Genomic DNA, 17,037 nt, shown 5'->3' on the forward strand with positions numbered 1-17,037 from the left:
CAGCATAACCGAGAATCACCCGGCGGCATGTGACCAATGGCAGGTTGTGCCCAATTTGTCGGCCACAACGAGGGGCTCAAGCCTGCCATCCCCCCGCAAGCAGGAGAGGAGATGCGGTCCCGACGCTGCGAATACGTACTGCAAAACTAAAGCACGTATTTTGAGCCGGGAATCCTGCGCAGCACGGCGGTCGCCGCCCAGCTCAGCGCCACGGTCGCGAAGAACGCGATCACGGCCTTTGCGATCGCCGGCAAATCCATATCGAACAGCCAGTATTGCAGCCACAGCACGATCGGATAGTGCACCAGGAACATGCCGTAGGCGTCGCTCTGCATGCGGTCGAGCAGCGTCGGCCCCGGTGATTTCGATTGCAGGAAGTAGGCCAGGATCGCGAACAGGATCGAGGCGCTGAACAGCACGTAGAAGGTGCCGTAGATCGCGAGATACCAGCCCGGCAGCGGATCGGGGTTACCGATGATCTGGCGCTTGACGTAGATCATGACCCACATCAGGCAGTAGGGGATCAGTGTGATCCCGGTCCAGAACCAGCGCCTCTCGGTCAGCCGTCCGTGCGCGCTGAGCAGGCCTCCCTCGAGGTTTGCCGCCCCGATCCCCGCACCAATGAAGAAATACGCCGCATACAGCAGCACGCGGCTCGCCTGCACCGAAAACGGTCCGAGCTCGAACCAGTAGTTCTGGCCGTAAGAGACCAGCATCGGCAGGTAGACGGCGGCACTGACGACGACGAGGAACAGCCAGAATTTCGAGGGACGTTCAAATCCCTTGATCGACAGACGGTTGATCGGGTCGAGCAGACGCGACGATACCCGGTACAGCAGGCTCGCCGTCACGTCGAAGGTCATCAGGACCCAGACGAACCAGATCGGACCGCTCGGCCACGGCCCGACCGTCATGGTCTTCGACCAGAACTCGGAGAAGGTAAGCTCCGGCGTCGCGCGCAGCGCGATCGCGTAATAGGCGATGGGAATCACGGTGACCGCGCAGATCACGAAGGGGAGGCCGAGCCGCAGCAACCGGTCGCGCAGGAAGATCAGCCACGGCTTGTGGCCGAGTCCGGGCCAGACGAACAGCCCCGACAGGAAGAAGAACATCGCCATGAAGAAGCTGTCGGTGGCGAGCACCACGCAGTCGAAGCCGATCCACGATGTCGGGTCGGTGTGCCCGAAATAGGTGTAGGGGATCACAGCGTGGTGCAGCAGCACGACCAGCGTCAGGAAGGTGCGTGCACGGTCCAGGGCGACGTTGCGCTTATGGAGCTTCGGCGCTGCCTGGATGTCGACGGCCGGAGCCGCGTGAGCAATCGATTTCATGGTGCCCCCAGCCGGGTCTGCACCCTGATGTTGCAATCGGGAACTCGATTCAGCAAGACCCAATCGGCTCGCTTCCGGGGTGTCGAGGTCGGTCATTTCAGTTCAGTGGATCTGTTTCGTTTTTGGAACTGGGCTTGGTAGGGGGCGTTATTCGGGACAACCGGACACGCGCAGGGCGAGTTGTCTCGAGGAGCAGGCAATGACGATTCTGAAATGGGCGCTGATCTTCCTTGTTGTCTCGATCATCGCGGGCCTGCTCGGCTTCACTGGCATTTCAGCCGCCTCCGCCGACGTCGCACGCTTCCTGTTCTACGTGTTCGTCGTGATCTTCCTGGTGCTCTTGATCCTCGGGCTCACGATATTCAGGGTCTAGCGGCGATCCGGCCGAACACTTCCGTCGTCATGCCCGGGTCTCGCCCGGGCATTTACGTTTTTCAGGCTGGGTTTGCGCGAGGCGAAGGGCCGGCTGGGCCCGGCGCTTGCGGCGAGACGGCCTAGGCGACTTCCTCGATCCTCACCTTGTCCGGATAGAAGGCGAGGTGGCCGGTGATCTCGGTCATGGCCGGGAAGGGCTCCTCATAGGTCCAGATCGCATTGTCCAGCGTTTTGCCGTTGGCCTTGATGCTGAAATAGCTCGCGTCCCCCTTATAGGGGCAGTGCGTGGTCCGCTCGGTGCGGCTTAACAACTCCATGTTGGCGTCCTGCCGGGGGATATATTGCACGGCCGGATAGCTTGCTTCCTTCAAGGTCAGCGCATGGATGGTCTCGGCGATCACGACGCCGTCGGCGGTGACGCGGACGCGCTTGGCATTGGGCGTGATCGTGATCGGATGGTCGGGGCCGGGGAGCTTCATGGTTCTGCGCCTCTTCTGGTCATTTCGGCGTGATGGCTTGTGACCGATTGATGCAGGTTTAAATCGCTAGGAATGGGAATATAGTGTGCCCGGGATAACCTAGAAGACCTCAGGCGCTAGGTTTTACCTGCATGGCTGCCAAGCCGGCCCTGATTCGAACGACCTGACGGAGGTGGACTGGGATGCCGATGGACGCCCGTGATATCGAATCGATGATCAAGGCAGCGATCCCCGATGCCGAGGTGACGATCCGCGATCTGGCCGGCGACGGCGACCACTACGCGGCCACTGTCATTTCCGAGTCATTCCGGGGCAAATCCCGAGTCCAGCAGCACCAGATCGTCTACCAGTCGCTGAAGGGCCAGATGGGCGGTGTGCTGCACGCGCTGGCCCTGCAGACCGGCGTGCCGGAAGGCTAGGCCCGACAAACCAGCGGGCGGGGGCCTCGAGCGATGGCAGACAATCCGCGCGGTGCGATGTTTCGCGTCATCGTGCCGAACCAGCACAGCCGCGTCACCAATGCCGAGCTGTTCTTCGACCTCGTCTTCGTCTTCGCCGTCACGCAGCTGTCGCATACGCTGCTGCATCACTTCACCCCATCAGGGGCGGTGCAGGTTACGGTGCTGTTCCTCGCGGTGTGGTGGGTATGGGTCTACACGACCTGGGTCACCAACTGGCTCAATCCCGACCTGACGCCGGTCCGCCTGCTGCTGTTCGTCCTGATGCTGGGCGGGCTGTTGCTGTCGACTTCTATTCCGACCGCGTTCGAGGGGCGCGGGCTGTGGTTTGCAGGGACCTATGCGGCGATGCAGGTCGGCCGCACGGCATTCTGGCTGCTGGCGACGCCGCGGCGCCGGACGGCGGTGCGCCACAACGCGATCCGCATCCTGACCTGGCTGAGCTGCTCGGCCGTGCTCTGGATTCTCGGCGGCTTCGCCGAGCACGAGACCCGGATGTGGCTCTGGATCGCGGCGCTGAGCATCGAATATGTCGCGCCGGCCGCGCGGTTCTGGACGCCGGGGCTCGGATTTTCCTCGATGGAGGCATGGTCGGTCGAGGGCGGCCATATGGCCGAACGCTGCGCGGGCTTCATCATCATCGCGCTCGGCGAGGCCATCGTGGTCGATGGCGCAACCTTTGCCGAGCTGACCTGGACGCCGGAGAATGTCGCCGCGTTCATCTCGGCGCTGGTCGGCAGCATCGCGATGTGGTGGATCTATTTCCACAAGGGCGCCGAAGCCGGCTCGGAAATGATTTCGAAGGCGGAGGAATCCGGCCGCGTGGCGCGGATCGCCTACACCTATCTGCACATGCCGATCGTCGGCGGCATCATCCTCACCGCGGTCGCCGACGAACTGGTGCTGAAGCACCCCGGCGGCCATTCCGATCTCAAGACGATCGTCAGCTCGGTCGGCGGTCCTGCGCTGTTCCTGGTCGGGACCATCCTGTTCAAGTACGTGATCCGCAACTTCCTGCAGCTCTCGCACGGCGTCGGCATCATCGCACTGGCGATCACGGCCTATTTTGCCCGCGAGATGTCGCCGCTCATGCTCTCGATCGTCACCACCGCGATCATGATCGTGGTCGCGGCATGGGAATCGGTCTCGCTGCGGTCGACGGAGGGCGAGGAGTAGGGGGGGCCGCGCTAACTGCGACCTGCCGTGGCGACGCGGTGCTGCCAATAGACGAACAGCGGGGCGCCGATCACTTCGAGCGCGGTGAAGCCCACGAAGGGCAGCGGCGGCAAGCCCACCACCGCCATCGAGAGCAGCCTGCCGATACCGCCAAGGAAGATGCCGGCCCAGACCACGCGAAACAGCACGCTCTCGCTCTCGATACGCGGCACCAGCCAGAGCAGAGCAAGGCCGAGACCGAGCCAGACCCCGCCGAAGAAGCGCAGATTGCTGTCCAGCACCGGCAGCGCCGGAACGCCCGACGAGGCATAGAGCGGGTCGCTCACGCCGAGCATGGTGATGATGCCGGTCAGGATCGGGACGAGGGCGAGCACCGCCGTCGCAATCTGCAGCGCACGCCTGCCCATGATCGGCGCCCTATCCCCGCTGCTTCGGTGCTAGCCCGCGACCAGCGCGTGCACCGAGAACATCGTGTCGGCGTCGGTCCAGCTTTCGCGCACCGTCCAGCCCGCGCTGCGGGCGAGCGCGGTGAAACGCTCGAGACTGTATTTATAGCTGTTCTCGGTGTGAATGCTCTCGCCGGGACGGAACGCGAAGGTGTTGCCGAGGATGCGCACGGTCTGCGCCTTGCGGCTGATCAGGTGCATCTCGATGCGATGGCGGTCGCGGTTGTAGATCGAGCGGTGGGTGAAGCCCGACAGGTCGAAATTGCCGCCGAGCTCGCGGTTGATGCGAACAAGCACATTGAGGTTGAAGCGTGCGGTGACGCCAGCCGCGTCGTTATAGGCGTCGTACAGCACGCGCTCGTCCTTCTCGAGGTCGACGCCGATAATCATCTGTGCGCCGTGGCCGAGGATCTTGCGCGCGCTGCGCAGGAAGGCGGCGGCCTCGCTCGGCTCGAAATTGCCGAGCGTCGAACCCGGGAAGAAGCCGACCTTCGGCATGGCCGCGACGGCCTCGGGCAACGCGAACGGCGTGGTGAAATCGGCCGCGACCGGGTAGATGCCGAGACCGGGGAAATCCCGGCGCAGGCCGTCGGCCTGGGCCTTGAGGAAATCGCCCGAGATATCGACCGGCACATAGGCTGCGAATTCGCAATGCTCGAGCAGCAGGCGCACCTTGGTGGTCGCGCCGGCGCCGAACTCGACCAGCGCCGCGCCTTCGGGGATGATCGCGGCGATCTCGGCGCCGCGATCGCGAAGGATGCCGAGCTCGGTGCGCGTCGGGTAATATTCCGGCAGCACCGTGATCTGCTCGAACAGCTCCGAGCCGGTGGCGTCGTAGAAATATTTCGGCGACAACCGTTTCGGGTGACGCGCGAGATTGCCGATCACGTCGCCCGCAAACGCCGATGTCGCTTCGTCGAATGGATACGCTTTTGCCAAAGCGGCGGCATGCACATTCATGATACTCTCCCGAACGCGCTTACCGGCGCGCTATTGATGTCGATAGGACTCAATCAGGCATAGTCGGCGAGGCGTAACCCCGTGAATTGCCAGCGATGGTGCGGATAGAAGAAGTTTCGATAGGTGACACGGCTGTGACCGGGTGGCGTCGCCAGCGACGAGCCGCGCAGCACGAGCTGGTTGACCATGAACTTGCCGTTGTACTCACCGAGCGCACCTTCGATCGCGCGGTAGCCCGGGTAGGGCGAATAGGCGCTCCGGGTCCATTGCCAGACGATGCCGTAGGCGTCGTTGAGCACACCGGCGCGCGCCGCGACTTCCCATTCCATCTCGGTCGGCAGATGCTTGCCGGCCCAGCGGGCGAAGGCGTCGGCCTCGTAATAGCTGACATGGCAAACCGGAGCCTGCGGATCGATCGGCTGCAGACCGCCCAGCGTCATGATCTTCCATTCGCCGTCGATCTCGCGCCAGTGGCCGGGCGCCTGCCAGCCCTCGTTGCTGACGGTGCCGAAGCCATCCATCAGCCACAGCGTCGCGCTGGAATAGCCACCGTCCTTCATGAAGGCGAGCCAGTCGGCGTTGGTGACGAGGTTCTTGGCGAGCTTGACCGGGCCGACGAGAGCGCGATGCGCGGGCTTCTCGTTGTCGAAATGGAAGCTGTCGTCGGCGTGGCCGACGGTGTGGATGCCTTCGCTGAGCGTCACCCATTCGTCAGCGCCGCGGTGTGACGCCGGGAAGCGCCAGGCCGGATCGTAGGCCGGCGGGATCGGGTTCTGCGCGAAGGCATGCAGGATGTCGGTGTACATCAGCTCCTGATGCTGCTGCTCGTGATTGAGGCCGACCTCGACCAGCGGCACCAGCGCCTCGAGCTTGTCCGCTGCGGCGGTCCGGAAGAACTTCACCACCTCGGCGTCGACATGGCGGCGATATGCGGTGACTTCGTCGGCGGTCGGGCGGGTCAGATGGCCGCGCTGGTGGCGGGCGTGCCGGGGCCCGGCGGTGACGTAATAGGAATTGAACAGATAGGCGTAGTCCGGATGAAACGGCGTGTAGCCCTTGACGTGCGCGCCGAGCAGAAACTGCTCGAAGAACCAGGTCGTATGGGCGCGGTGCCACTTGGCGGGGCTCGCATCCGGCATCGACTGGATCAACTGGTCTTCAGGCGACAGCGGGGCGACCCGGCGCTCGGTCTCGTCGCGGACCGCGCTATAGGCGTCCACCAGCCGCTGGGCGAGCGGCCCGGATTCGGAGGACAATGACGGGGAGGCGCCGGAAATGGCGGCGGCGGCAGAGGCTGGTTTCGTCAACGATGGTCTCCGATTCAAGGGGAGAACGTTGCTTCGGCAAACTGGTTCCAGACGGACAGTTCGTCCTAGATAGGGGCTCCATTACGGGAAAAAAGCCTCCCCCTCGATGATATTGGGACCGTCAGATAATCCCGGCGCTTTTTGGGGTGCCGTCCGGCCCCTGCCGCATGCCAGATTTCCGCCATTTTGCTTTGGATGCACAATGGTTTGAGCTACATATATAGTTGGTCACGGGTTAGAAGGGCGGGCCGGCCCGCAAGGCTTGAGAGCGCCGCCCCCGAAGGAAGCGAAAATGAGCATCGAGCAATTCATCGACAACGAAGTGAAGTCGAACGACGTCGTGCTGTTCATGAAGGGCACGCCGCAATTCCCGCAGTGCGGGTTTTCCGGTCAGGTCGTTCAGATCCTCGACCACATCGGTGTCGGCTACAAAGGCCTCAACGTTCTCGAATCGGCCGAGCTGCGCGACGGCATCAAGGTCTATTCGAACTGGCCAACCATTCCGCAGCTCTATGTGAAGGGCGAGTTCGTCGGCGGTTGCGACATCATCCGCGAGATGTTCCAGGCCGGTGAATTGCAGCAGCTGTTCGCCGACAAGGGCATCCCGGTCGACGTGGCTGCCTGACCTTGACGGCGCGCCAGATCGGCAAGGCGCGGCTCGAAGTCATCGTTACCGACATCACGGTGCTCCGCGTTGACGCCATCGTCAACGCGGCCAATTCATCGTTGCTCGGCGGCGGCGGCGTCGATGGCGCGATCCATGAGGCTGCCGGTCCGGAATTGTTGGCCGAGTGTCGGACACTCAACGGCTGCGCGACTGGCGATGCCAAGATCACCAGGGGATATCGGCTCCCTGCCAAGCATGTGATCCACGCGGTCGGTCCGATCTGGTACGGCGGCAACCGCGGTGAGGATGCGCAGCTCGCGTCCTGCTACCGCCGCAGCATCGAACTATGTCGGGCCAACAATCTCGCATCGATCGCATTCCCGGCCATTTCGACGGGCGCCTTTCGCTTCCCAGCTGATCGGGCCACCAAGATCGCGGTCAAGGCTGTCGTCGACGCCCTGGCGGCGGCACCCGACGTCACACAGGTGATCTTCTGCTGCTTCTCGGTCCAGAGCGGCGAGCTTCATCAGAATGTCCTGGATGCCTTTGGCAGCCCTTGTGCGGACTGACACGGTGGTTACACTTCCGCCGGTATCCGGGAGGGGGTTCATGTATTTATTTCGATTGACGTGCGCGGCCGCAGCCGCCGCGGTGGCGCTTGCGGCGCCGATGGTGCGCGCCGAAGGCACCTATGAGATTCCGGCGGGCGCGCATTTCAATCCCGACAAGCTCGCCAGGATCGGCGAGTTCTTCAAGAACGAGGTCGCGACCGGCAAGATTCCAGGCGCCATCGTGCTGATCCAGCAGCACGGCAAGCCGGTGTATCACCAGGCCTTCGGCGTGCAGGACGTGGTCAGCAAGGCGCCGATCACGGACAAGACCATCTTCCGCCTGGCTTCAATGACCAAGGCGATCACCGCCGTGGTCTCGATGCAGCTCCTGGAAGAGGGCAAGTACAAGCTCGATGATCCCGTCTCGAAATACATTCCATCATTCGCCAATATGAAAGTCGGCGTCGAGAAGAAGGCCGAGGACGGCACCAAGACGCTCGAGCTGGTGCCGCTGAAGCGGCCGATCACGATCCTCGATCTGATGACGCATACGTCGGGCATCACCTACGGCTTCTATGGCGACACCCTGGTCCGCAAGGCCTATCGCGAGGCCAACGTCTATGCCGGCGATTTCGACCTCGCCGAATTCGCCGAGCGGATCGCCAAGCTGCCGCTGCACAACCAGCCCGGCGCGCTCTGGCAATACGGCCATTCCACCGACATTCTGGCGCGCGTAATGGAAGTCGCCACCGGCAAGCCGCTCCTGACGATCGAACGCGAGAAGCTGCTCGATCCGCTCGGCATGAACGACACCCGCTTCTTCGTCACCGATCCTGAGAAACAGAAGCTAATGGCCGAGCCGATGCCGAATGACAGCGATTTCCGGGTTGGCCGGGTCAACGATCCGACCAAGGTCAAGAAATGGGAATCCGCCAGCGGCGGCATGGTCTCGACCATGGCGGACTATTCGCGTTTCGCCCAGATGCTGCTCAATGGCGGCACGCTCGAGGGCAAGACCATCCTGAAGCCCGAGACGTTCAAGGAGATGACGACGGACCGTGTCGGGCCGGGCTCCGGCGTCGAGCGCGACTATTTCTATTTTCCCGGCGACGGCTTCGGCTTCGGGCTTGGGATCGGAGTGCGCACCGATCCCGGCAACGCCAAGCCGCCGCCGCCCGGCGATCTCGGCGAGCTGAAATGGGACGGCGCCAGCGGCTGCTATTTCGTCATCGACCGCAAGCAGGACATGTTCTTCGTCCTGCTGGAGCAGACGCCGACCGAGCGCCAGCGTATCCAGCGGACGTTGAAGTTGCTCGTCTATGAAGCCATGGAAAACTAGAGCGTTTTCGAAGTGGATACCGGTTCGCGTGAAGAAAACGCGTCAAACAAAAAGAATAACAGCATGACCCGATTCAATCGGATCGGGTCATGCTCTTGCATGCGTGGGTGCCGCGCGTTCGTCGCGGCACTCGCGCTCGCATTCGTCGCAACGGTTGCGCAGGCCGGCTCCGAGGGGCGGGCCGCGCACAGCTTCTCGGCGGAAGGCCTCGCCGGGGTCTCCGACTATATCAGGAACGAGATCGCGACCGGAAAGATTCCCGGCGCGATCCTGCTGCTGCAGCAGCACGGCAAGCCGGTCTACTACGAGAAATTCGGGGTTCGCGACATCGCCACCGAGTTCTCGATGAGCGCGGATACCATCTTCCGCCTGTATTCGATGTCGAAGCCGATCACCACGGTTGTCGCCATGATGCTGGTGGAGGAAGGCAAGCTCGCCCTCAGCGATCCGGTCTCGAAGTATATCCCGGCCTTTGCCGGCATGAAGGTCGGCGTGGAGAAGCGTGGCGACGAGGGCAAGACGACGATGACGCTGGAGCCGCTCAAGCGTCCCATCACCATCGAGGATTTGATGCGCCACACCGCCGGCCTGCCTTACGGCTATTACGGCGGCGGCGTCGTGAACGAGACCTACGCTGACGCCGGCCTGTTCAACAACGATCCATCCAATGCCGAATTCGTGGCGCGGCTCACGGCCTTGCCGCTCGCCGAACAACCTGGCATGCAATGGGACTACGGCCATTCCACCGACGTGCTCGGCCGCATCATCGAGGTGATAACAGGGAAATCCCTGTTGCAGTTTGAGAAGGAGCGGCTGCTCGGTCCGCTCGGGATGAACGAGACCGCGTTCTATGTTGCCGACCGGACGAAATGGCCGCTGATCGCCGAGCCGATGCCGAAGGATCGCACCATCAGTCCGGTCGCTGACGTCAGCGACCCGCGCCAGCCGCTGCGACGGGAATCCGGCGGCGGCGGCATGGTCGGCACCGTCGGCGACTATGCGCGCTTCTCGCAGATGCTGTTGAACGGCGGCAGCTATGAGGGCAAGCGCTATCTGAAACCGGAAACCATCGCGCTGATGGCGTCGGATCACATTGGTCCCGAAACCGGGGTCGTGCGCGACCAGAACTATTATCCGGGTCCGAACTCCGGTTTCGGCCTCGGCTTCGCGGTCCGCACCTCGGTGCCGCCGAACACGTCCTGGCCGTTGGGCGAGTATCGCTGGGACGGCGTCGGCGGCACGTTCTTCTTCATCGATCCCGCGGACGACCTGTTCGGAATCTTCATGGTGCAGACGCCGTCCCAGCGCGGCCGGATCCAGCAGGAGCTGAAGACGCTGATCTATCGGGCGATGGGACGGTAGTTTCGGGCTAGACCACTCGTCATTGCGAGCCGACGGGTCGCTCAAATGCGCGCCCGATGAAAGGCTCCGCGAAGCAATCCATTCCATCACATGCCGAGACATGGATTGCTTCGTCGCTATCGCTCCTCGCAATGACGAGTGGAGACTACGCCGCGCGAACGATATCCCTGACGTGGCCGACGGCTTCCTCGATCATCGCGGCCGTGACGTCGAGATGCGTACAGGCCCTGATCCGGCCGTCCATCATCGCCAGCGTCACTCCGCGCTTGCGCAGTTCGGCGATCATCTTGTCTCCGCGCACGCCGGCGCCGTCGGGCTTGAAGAAGACGAGGTTGGTCTCGGGGGCCTGCACCACAACGCCGTTGATCTGCGACAGCCCGCGCGCCAGCGCCCGCGCATTGGCGTGGTCGTCGGCGAGACGGTCGACGTGGTGATCGAGCGCGTAGATGCATGCGGCGGCGCAGACGCCGGACTGCCGCATCGAGCCGCCGAGCCGCTGCTTCCAGCGCCAGACGTCGTCGATGAAGGCGCGGGTGCCTGATATCACGCCGCCGATCGGCGCGCCCAGGCCCTTCGAGAAATCGATCCAGGCCGAATCCCAGCCCGCCGTCATGTCGCGCGGCGAGATGCCGGATGCGACGGTCGCGTTCAGGAGCCGCGCGCCGTCCATGTGGGTCACGAGCCCATGGGCCTTGGCGATGCTCGCGACCTCGTCCAGCGCGGCCTTCTTCCAGATCGTGCCGCCGCCGATATTGGCGGTCTGCTCGACGCTGACGAGCACCTGCGGCGGCTGGTAGCGGGTGCGCGGATGCAGCGCGGCGCGGAAGGTATCCGGCGCGAACTGGCCGTCGTCGCCCGCGAGCTGCGTGATCTGGAAGCCGCCGAGCGCGGCATGCGCGCCGCCCTCGCGTGCGACGATATGAGCGGTGGCATGAGCCAAAATCTCGTCACCGGGACGGCAATAGGCCAGTGTCGCCGCGACGTTGCACATCGTGCCCGACGGCATGAAGACCGCGGCTTCCTTGCCGAGCAGATCGGCGACGCGGGCGCAGAGTTCGTTGGTGGTCGGATCGTCACCGACCTGCTCGTCGCCGACCTCCGCCTTGGCCATCGCCTCGCGCATCGCCGGCGTCGGCTTCGTCTGTGTATCCGACAGCAGATTGATGCGGACGGCGGGTGCGTTGGGGGCGGGGCGGGCAGGGGTGTAGTGCATGGCTTTCCTCATCGCTCCGCGCTGGGCTGCGGCTTCGCCGCTAGCGTATAGGCCTCCGGGCAGCGTGACGAAACCGCATAATGATAATCTCGGTCGGCGTTACGCGATAGTCGATCAGGTAAGGATATGGCGTGACCGAAAGCCTGCGGACGCCTGGACGGCTCGTCGCGCGCCCTGCACGGGGTTGCTCTTGCAGCAGTGTGACGAGGGTCAGGACGCGGTCGCGAACGTGGACCGCCCCTTGAGGCGATCGTGCTTCGATATAGGAGAGCGCTCGATCGATCTGAACAAGGGCGTGTCGCGTATAGCGGACGTTCACAGCCCGTGCTTTCTCCACATCGCACGAACTTCCCCGTCTGTTGCCAACTCGCCGCGTGCAATCTCGGCGTCAGCTTCAGCCAGATCGGCGTCTTCCTCCGGCGTGAGCTGGAGCGGCGGTTGGTCGACACCGGCAAGCTGCAGCATGATAAGCGCGAGTTCGTCCTGCTCCGTGTCAGGCAAATTTGAAACTGTATCGAACGCCTGTTCGAGTAATCGAGTCATCGGCAAGAACCTCTGCGGGCAGCCATCTGCCAAGTCCTGCAAATATAAGTCCTGCCTATCATAGTCGTCTTGTGGTCAAACAAAAAGGCCCCGGCAAAACCGGGGCCTTTCGGATCTCGCATGCGTGCTGTGATCAGCGCGAATAGAATTCGACGATCAGATGCGGCTCCATTTGCACCGGGAACGGCACGTCGCCGAGCGCCGGGATACGGACGAATTTCGCGGTCATCTTGCCGTGGTCGACGTCGAGGAAGTCAGGCACGTCGCGCTCGGCGAGCTGGGTCGCTTCCAGCACCGGGGTAAGCTGCTTGGAGGCTTCCTTGACCTCGATGGCGTCGCCGACCTTCAGCTTGTAGCTGCCGATGTTGACCTTGCGGCCGTTCACCTTGACGTGGCCGTGATTGATGAACTGGCGCGCGGCGAACATCGTGGCGACGAACTTGGCGCGGTAGATCACGGTGTCGAGACGGCGCTCGAGCAGACCGATCAGGTTCTCGCCGGTGTCGCCCTTCAGGCGGCTGGCCTCGACATAGATGCCGTGGAACTGGCGCTCGGAAATGTTGGCGTAGTAGCCTTTGAGCTTCTGCTTGGCGCGGAGCTGCACGCCGAAGTCGGAGAGCTTGCCCTTGCGGCGCTGGCCGTGCTGGCCGGGGCCGTATTCGCGGCGGTTCACGGGGCTCTTCGGGCGGCCCCAGATATTCTGGCCCATGCGGCGATCGATCTTGTACTTCGCCTCACTGCGCTTTGTCATCGCGTCCTCTTTGCATAGCCGTCGCACGAAGCGCCCGGCGTTTTGTCAGTTTCAGGTTTGAGGAGACGCGCCCTCCTGTGTACCGGCCAAAAGGCCTGTACCGACAGGTCCGCCTCGAAAGCTCGGGGAGAACCACGGGTCGCGAAACGCATCGCGGGCCGAAACCGGCCCGCGAGCAAGGGTGGTCTTAAGGAGAAAGTCCGGTTCTGTCAAACAAAACGCAGGGCATTTTGGCCGAATCGGCGCCAAAATGGCTGTTTTCGCCCCCTCAAAGACGGCTGCCGGCCGCCCGGACGTCGGTTTGCAGTCGAATCCCGCCCAATTCTGCGGCGATTTCGCCGCCCAGCACCTGCTCGAGCCGGGTCAGGGGCCGGGCGATCAGGGCGGCGTCGCAGATGGGTCCCAGCGCAGCAGCATCGGGCGCGCATTCCCGCGCCCCGTCGTTGGCTCACCCGGGCTATGACTTCTCAGCTGCGGGCATTTCTACCCCAAGTTCGCTCGCGAGCTCGAGCGCTTCCTTGACGTCAGGCGTCAGCAGACCTTCCGCGAACGTTCGCACGACAGGTCGCAGCAACTCCGCCGCTCGCGCGTGCTTGCCGGAATGTTGCCACAGGCGCGCCAGGCTGACAGCCGACCGCAATTCAAAGGACCGCGCGTTTTGCCTGCGCGCCAGTTCGATCGAGGAGAGGAATAATCGCTCGGCGGATTCGACCGACGATGATTGCCCATAATCCAGCGTCATCTCGCCCTGCAGACGATAGATCTCGGCTTCGTAAAAGTGCTCTCCCGTTCTTCTGCCGATCGCCGCTGCGCTGTCGAGTTCATGCAAGGCAGCATCAGGCAAGCCGGCGTTTGCATAGGCCTTCGCGAGCAAGCTCCTGAACCAGCAACTGGCGAGCCAGGCATTCATGGCCTCGTAACCGTCGATGCCCGTTCGCATTTGGTCCAATCCGTCATCGACATCCCCAAGCTCTGTCATCGCCCATCCGCGCAGAATGGTTGTCTGATGCTTCCAATGCAGGAAGCCGTGTTCCGATGAGAGCATCAGCGCCCTGTTGGTGTAATCTCGGGTCCCTTCGACGTCGCGAAGATGCTGGCAAACGTAGGCGCCGAAGGTCAAGGCAAACGACAGCGTGAAGGGGTGGCGTAGACTCTCGGCCTCTGCAACGGCCTGCTGGCTGTATTGGCGCGCCGAGTCGGGACGGCCGAGAAACCACAAGAGATATCCGAGGTAGGAGAGCGAGACGACGCCCGGATGGATGCCGTGCGTTGCCGTCAGGGCACCGTGCAGCTCCGGACTGTACAGGCTCCTGAAGCGCTGAAGATGATGTTCGGCGGCCACAAATCGGCCACGGTACAGCATGGTCATCGCAATCGCCCGATGCGCCTCGATGAGATATCCGGTCTGTTGCGTCGGGGATGATCCCTGGTTCAAGGCCTCGCGCCTTGCGAACTTCAGAAGCTCCGCGCTCAGCTCATGCGCCCGCCCGAGATCGCCGCGGATGAAGTGGCACACCCAAAGTCCGCGCGTCGCCGCAAAGACCTTCGCCCTGTCGTCAAGGTGCCGGCCGAGCTCGAGTGCCTGAACGTAGTTCTCCTCGACTTCCTCCACGGCATATCCCTTGGCCGCGATCAGGGCAGTACCCAGAGCGATGCGAAGCTCCAGCTCGGACTCGTTTCGTCCCTGCATGCCGGGCGAGCCTTGCAGAACCGCGAGCCCACGACGCAAATGGCCGATCGCCTCCAGCGTGGCGCCCTTCATTGCGGCCTGCCTGCCTGCCTTGAGCCAGAAACCCGCAGCCGGCTCGCTTTGGCCTGATTCGGTCAGGTGGTAGGCGAGAAGTTCCGGCTCGCGTTCGGTCTTTTCCGGATATTTTTCGGCCAGCACACGCGCGATCCTCGCGTGCAGCGTCCGTCTTTCCCTGTGCAACAGGCTTTCATGCGCCGCGTTCTGGATCATCACATGTCTGAATGAGTACAGCGCCTCCGGCAGGACGCCGAAGCGGACGATCAAGTCGGCCGCCTCCAGATGGTTCAGGGCGGCTTCGACTTGGTCCGCCGGCGCATCGGCAACCTCGAGAAGGAGTTCATAGGAGAACTCGCGGCCGATGCTGGCGCCGATCTGCGCGATTTTCTTGAACGGTCCCATCCGATCGAGGCGGGCCATGAGGGAATCGTTCAGTGTCGCGGGAATAGCGAGCTGATGCCATGGACCGGACAAGACGTAGCGTCCATGTTGCTCGGTCAGGACGTCGGACTCGAGAACGGCCTTGGTCAGCTCTTCGAGGAAGAGCGGCACGCCATCGGTCTTGACGATGATGTCTTCAACCACTTCCCGGGGAAGCTGCCTGTCTCCCGCCACGCGCTCGACCAATGTCGTGCGGACTTGCCGACCGAGACGTTTCAGGTTCGCAGTCACGGCATGCGTGCGTTCGTTCCAGCCCGGCTGAAACTCCGGACGACAGGTGATCACGACGAGCATCGACGTGCTGCGAATGCTCTCCACCAGGAGATCGAGCACGTCCCGCGAGGTGGGATCGATCCAATGTGCATCCTCAAAATCGACCAGGAGAGGTCGCTCGCGCGCTTGCGCGAGCAGATGGTTGACGAGCGCAGCTACGGTCGCATCCTTCTGCTGCTGCGGCGAGAGATCTAGCGCCGCATATCGGTCACCGGTGGGAATTGAAAGCAGCGCGGCAAGGATCGGCACCACTGTTTCCGCTGCGCCATTTGAGGCGGCGACGTCAGCTTCAAGGCTGGTCAGCCCGAGCGCGGACGAGCTTTCGCCATCGAGGTCGAGCGCGAATTTGAGCTGCGCGATGAAGGGATGGAAGGCGGTGCTGCTGTAATAGGGAGAGCACTGGAACGAAACCTGTCCGTGCCGATCGCTTGCGATCCGCTCCCGCAGTTCCTGAACGATCCTGGACTTTCCAATTCCCGGCTCACCCGTCACCAGCACAACCTGGCCCTCGCGGGCTTTCGCCTGCTGCCAACGCGTGAGCAGCAATGCCACCTCCTCGGTGCGGTTGACCAGCGGTGTCAATCTGGAGCCCATGGCTGCGGCAAATCGCGTTTCCGCGCGGGAGGGCCGGACCACAAGCCAGGCCTGAGCTTTCGCGGAGATTCCCTTCAGCGCGTGAAATCCGAGATCCTGGTAGTCGAACTTTCCTCTCAGCAGGGTTTGCGTCGAAGACGCGATGACGACGCCGTTTGGAGGCGCCAGGGCCTGCAGACGGGCAGCCAGATTGGGCGTCTCGCCGACCGCGGAATCGCGCTCGGCGGTATCTCGTCCAACCAGATCTCCGACGACAACAAGGCCGGTCGCAATCCCGATGCGCACGCTGGGCCCATCACCGGTGACCCCGCGCGCGTCGCTCGTTCTCGCCGCCGACAGGCTCCGTACAATTTCGAGCGCCGCGCGCACCGACCGCTCGGCATCATCCTCATGCGCATTCGGATAACCGAAATAGATCAGGATGCCGTCCCCGAGGTAGCGGGCCGCGAAGCCTTCGTACCTCTTCACTACGCTGACGCACTTTTCCCTGAAGCTCGCGATCATGTCGCGCATGTCTTCCGGATCGAACTGTTCGGACAGCGCGGTCGATCCGACCATGTCGCAGAACATCACGGTCAGTTGGCGCCGCTCGGCGGTCGCCGCCACGCCTTCTACGACGCTCGTCCCGCCCGCCGACCCTTTTGCCGAATGGGCGAGGGTAGCGACCGCGCGCTGGAAGCGCTTGCGATCTCCGAGCGGAAGCCCAAGTGCGACCAGATCCCGCTCGGTGAGATCGGGCAGGATGTCCAAACCGATATGGTGCAGGACAAAGAGTTCGCTGTACTGGCCGAGCTCAACGGTTTCGAGCCAGTGCTTAAGAGCAGCCTCGGTATCCGTGCTTGGCTCTTTCTCCGGCATGGTGATCCGTCCGACTCCAGCCCATCCGCGGCTATGGGCCTCGTTCCGGGAGGCCCAGACTTAGGTCAGCTTGGCTGGGTACAGCTTGGCGTAGCCGCGGTATTCCATGCAATTCCCCTTATCGGTTAGCTGCCTGGAGCGGGACCAGGAGGAGAACGGCCGACGGGAACTCTGTTCACGGCCGGAGAACTACGGAAGGAACCCTGACCTTTCTAGTCTAGTCCTG

17 protein-coding genes are annotated in these 17,037 nt (G+C 63.1%); 7 read left to right on the forward strand and 10 right to left on the reverse strand.

Annotated features, from left to right (window positions below; genetic code table 11):
* Positions 1–146: 146 nt before the first annotated feature.
* On the reverse strand, positions 147–1,331 hold the full coding sequence (locus ABIB78_RS19935) for an acyltransferase family protein (protein WP_429027644.1): 1,185 nt from the start codon (positions 1,329–1,331) through the stop codon (positions 147–149).
* A 199-nt stretch (positions 1,332–1,530) separates the two neighbouring features.
* Between ABIB78_RS19935 and ABIB78_RS19940 the strand changes: the two genes are divergently transcribed.
* Positions 1,531–1,704 carry a DUF1328 domain-containing protein gene (locus ABIB78_RS19940; protein ID WP_429027646.1) on the forward strand — a complete coding sequence of 58 codons (174 nt, stop codon included), beginning with the start codon at positions 1,531–1,533 and terminating at the stop codon, positions 1,702–1,704.
* 121 nt (positions 1,705–1,825) lie between these two features.
* On the opposite strand, the gene ABIB78_RS19945 is transcribed toward ABIB78_RS19940, so the two are convergent.
* The gene (locus ABIB78_RS19945; protein ID WP_429027647.1) at positions 1,826–2,185 is read right to left on the reverse strand and encodes a DUF427 domain-containing protein; all 360 of its coding nucleotides are present in this window, start codon (positions 2,183–2,185) and stop codon (positions 1,826–1,828) included.
* 182 nt (positions 2,186–2,367) lie between these two features.
* Between ABIB78_RS19945 and ABIB78_RS19950 the strand changes: the two genes are divergently transcribed.
* Complete coding sequence (locus tag ABIB78_RS19950) at positions 2,368–2,604, forward strand: BolA family protein (RefSeq protein WP_016843470.1); 237 nt, start codon at positions 2,368–2,370, stop codon at positions 2,602–2,604.
* Between the two features lie 33 nt (positions 2,605–2,637).
* Entirely contained in the window at positions 2,638–3,819 is a 1,182-nt protein-coding gene (locus tag ABIB78_RS19955) for a low temperature requirement protein A (protein ID WP_429027649.1), read from the forward strand.
* An 11-nt stretch (positions 3,820–3,830) separates the two neighbouring features.
* Here the strand turns inward: ABIB78_RS19955 and ABIB78_RS19960 are convergent, their stop codons facing one another.
* Genes ABIB78_RS19960 through egtB form a run of 3 tightly spaced genes read right to left on the reverse strand, consistent with a single transcriptional unit; the run spans position 3,831 to position 6,532 of the window.
* Positions 3,831–4,226: a DUF4345 domain-containing protein gene (locus tag ABIB78_RS19960; RefSeq protein WP_429027652.1), complete on the reverse strand. Its 396-nt coding sequence runs from the start codon at positions 4,224–4,226 to the stop codon at positions 3,831–3,833.
* Positions 4,227–4,256: 30 nt separating this feature from the next.
* Entirely contained in the window at positions 4,257–5,225 is a 969-nt protein-coding gene (gene egtD / locus ABIB78_RS19965; protein WP_429027655.1) for an L-histidine N(alpha)-methyltransferase, read from the reverse strand.
* A 53-nt stretch (positions 5,226–5,278) separates the two neighbouring features.
* A complete protein-coding gene (egtB, locus tag ABIB78_RS19970) occupies positions 5,279–6,532 on the reverse strand; it encodes an ergothioneine biosynthesis protein EgtB (protein ID WP_429027657.1) in 1,254 nt (417 codons plus the stop codon).
* Positions 6,533–6,824: 292 nt separating this feature from the next.
* Here egtB and grxD point away from each other — a divergent pair, with 292 nt between their 5' ends.
* The 4 genes from grxD (at position 6,825) to ABIB78_RS19990 (ending at position 10,391) form a co-directional block, all read left to right on the forward strand.
* Positions 6,825–7,157: a Grx4 family monothiol glutaredoxin gene (gene grxD, locus ABIB78_RS19975; RefSeq protein ID WP_028336765.1), complete on the forward strand. Its 333-nt coding sequence runs from the start codon at positions 6,825–6,827 to the stop codon at positions 7,155–7,157.
* Positions 7,154–7,708, forward strand: coding sequence for an O-acetyl-ADP-ribose deacetylase (locus ABIB78_RS19980; protein WP_429027981.1), 555 nt, complete (start codon positions 7,154–7,156; stop codon positions 7,706–7,708). Before grxD ends, ABIB78_RS19980 begins: the two co-directional genes overlap by 4 nt.
* Positions 7,709–7,748: 40 nt before the next feature.
* On the forward strand, positions 7,749–9,029 hold the full coding sequence (locus ABIB78_RS19985; protein WP_429027660.1) for a serine hydrolase domain-containing protein: 1,281 nt from the start codon (positions 7,749–7,751) through the stop codon (positions 9,027–9,029).
* 99 nt (positions 9,030–9,128) lie between these two features.
* Entirely contained in the window at positions 9,129–10,391 is a 1,263-nt protein-coding gene (locus tag ABIB78_RS19990; protein WP_429027663.1) for a serine hydrolase domain-containing protein, read from the forward strand.
* A gap of 145 nt (positions 10,392–10,536) precedes the next feature.
* On the opposite strand, the gene ABIB78_RS19995 is transcribed toward ABIB78_RS19990, so the two are convergent.
* From ABIB78_RS19995 to ABIB78_RS20015, 5 genes are all read right to left on the reverse strand, one after another.
* Positions 10,537–11,604: a threonine aldolase family protein gene (locus ABIB78_RS19995; RefSeq protein ID WP_429027665.1), complete on the reverse strand. Its 1,068-nt coding sequence runs from the start codon at positions 11,602–11,604 to the stop codon at positions 10,537–10,539.
* A 40-nt stretch (positions 11,605–11,644) separates the two neighbouring features.
* Positions 11,645–11,941, reverse strand: a complete 297-nt coding sequence (locus ABIB78_RS20000) for a type II toxin-antitoxin system RelE/ParE family toxin (protein ID WP_429027668.1) — start codon at positions 11,939–11,941, stop codon at positions 11,645–11,647.
* On the reverse strand, positions 11,920–12,147 hold the full coding sequence (locus ABIB78_RS20005) for a hypothetical protein (RefSeq protein ID WP_429027669.1): 228 nt from the start codon (positions 12,145–12,147) through the stop codon (positions 11,920–11,922). The genes ABIB78_RS20000 and ABIB78_RS20005 overlap by 22 nt, the downstream gene beginning before the upstream one ends.
* Before the next feature lie 133 nt (positions 12,148–12,280).
* A complete protein-coding gene (gene rpsD / locus ABIB78_RS20010; RefSeq protein WP_429027671.1) occupies positions 12,281–12,898 on the reverse strand; it encodes a 30S ribosomal protein S4 in 618 nt (205 codons plus the stop codon).
* A 457-nt stretch (positions 12,899–13,355) separates the two neighbouring features.
* The gene (locus ABIB78_RS20015; protein WP_429027673.1) at positions 13,356–16,811 is read right to left on the reverse strand and encodes an ATP-binding protein; all 3,456 of its coding nucleotides are present in this window, start codon (positions 16,809–16,811) and stop codon (positions 13,356–13,358) included.
* Positions 16,812–17,037: the final 226 nt, after the last annotated feature.

Source organism: Bradyrhizobium sp. I1.14.4, from assembly GCF_050435825.1.
Classification (GTDB): Bacteria; Pseudomonadota; Alphaproteobacteria; order Rhizobiales; family Xanthobacteraceae; genus Bradyrhizobium.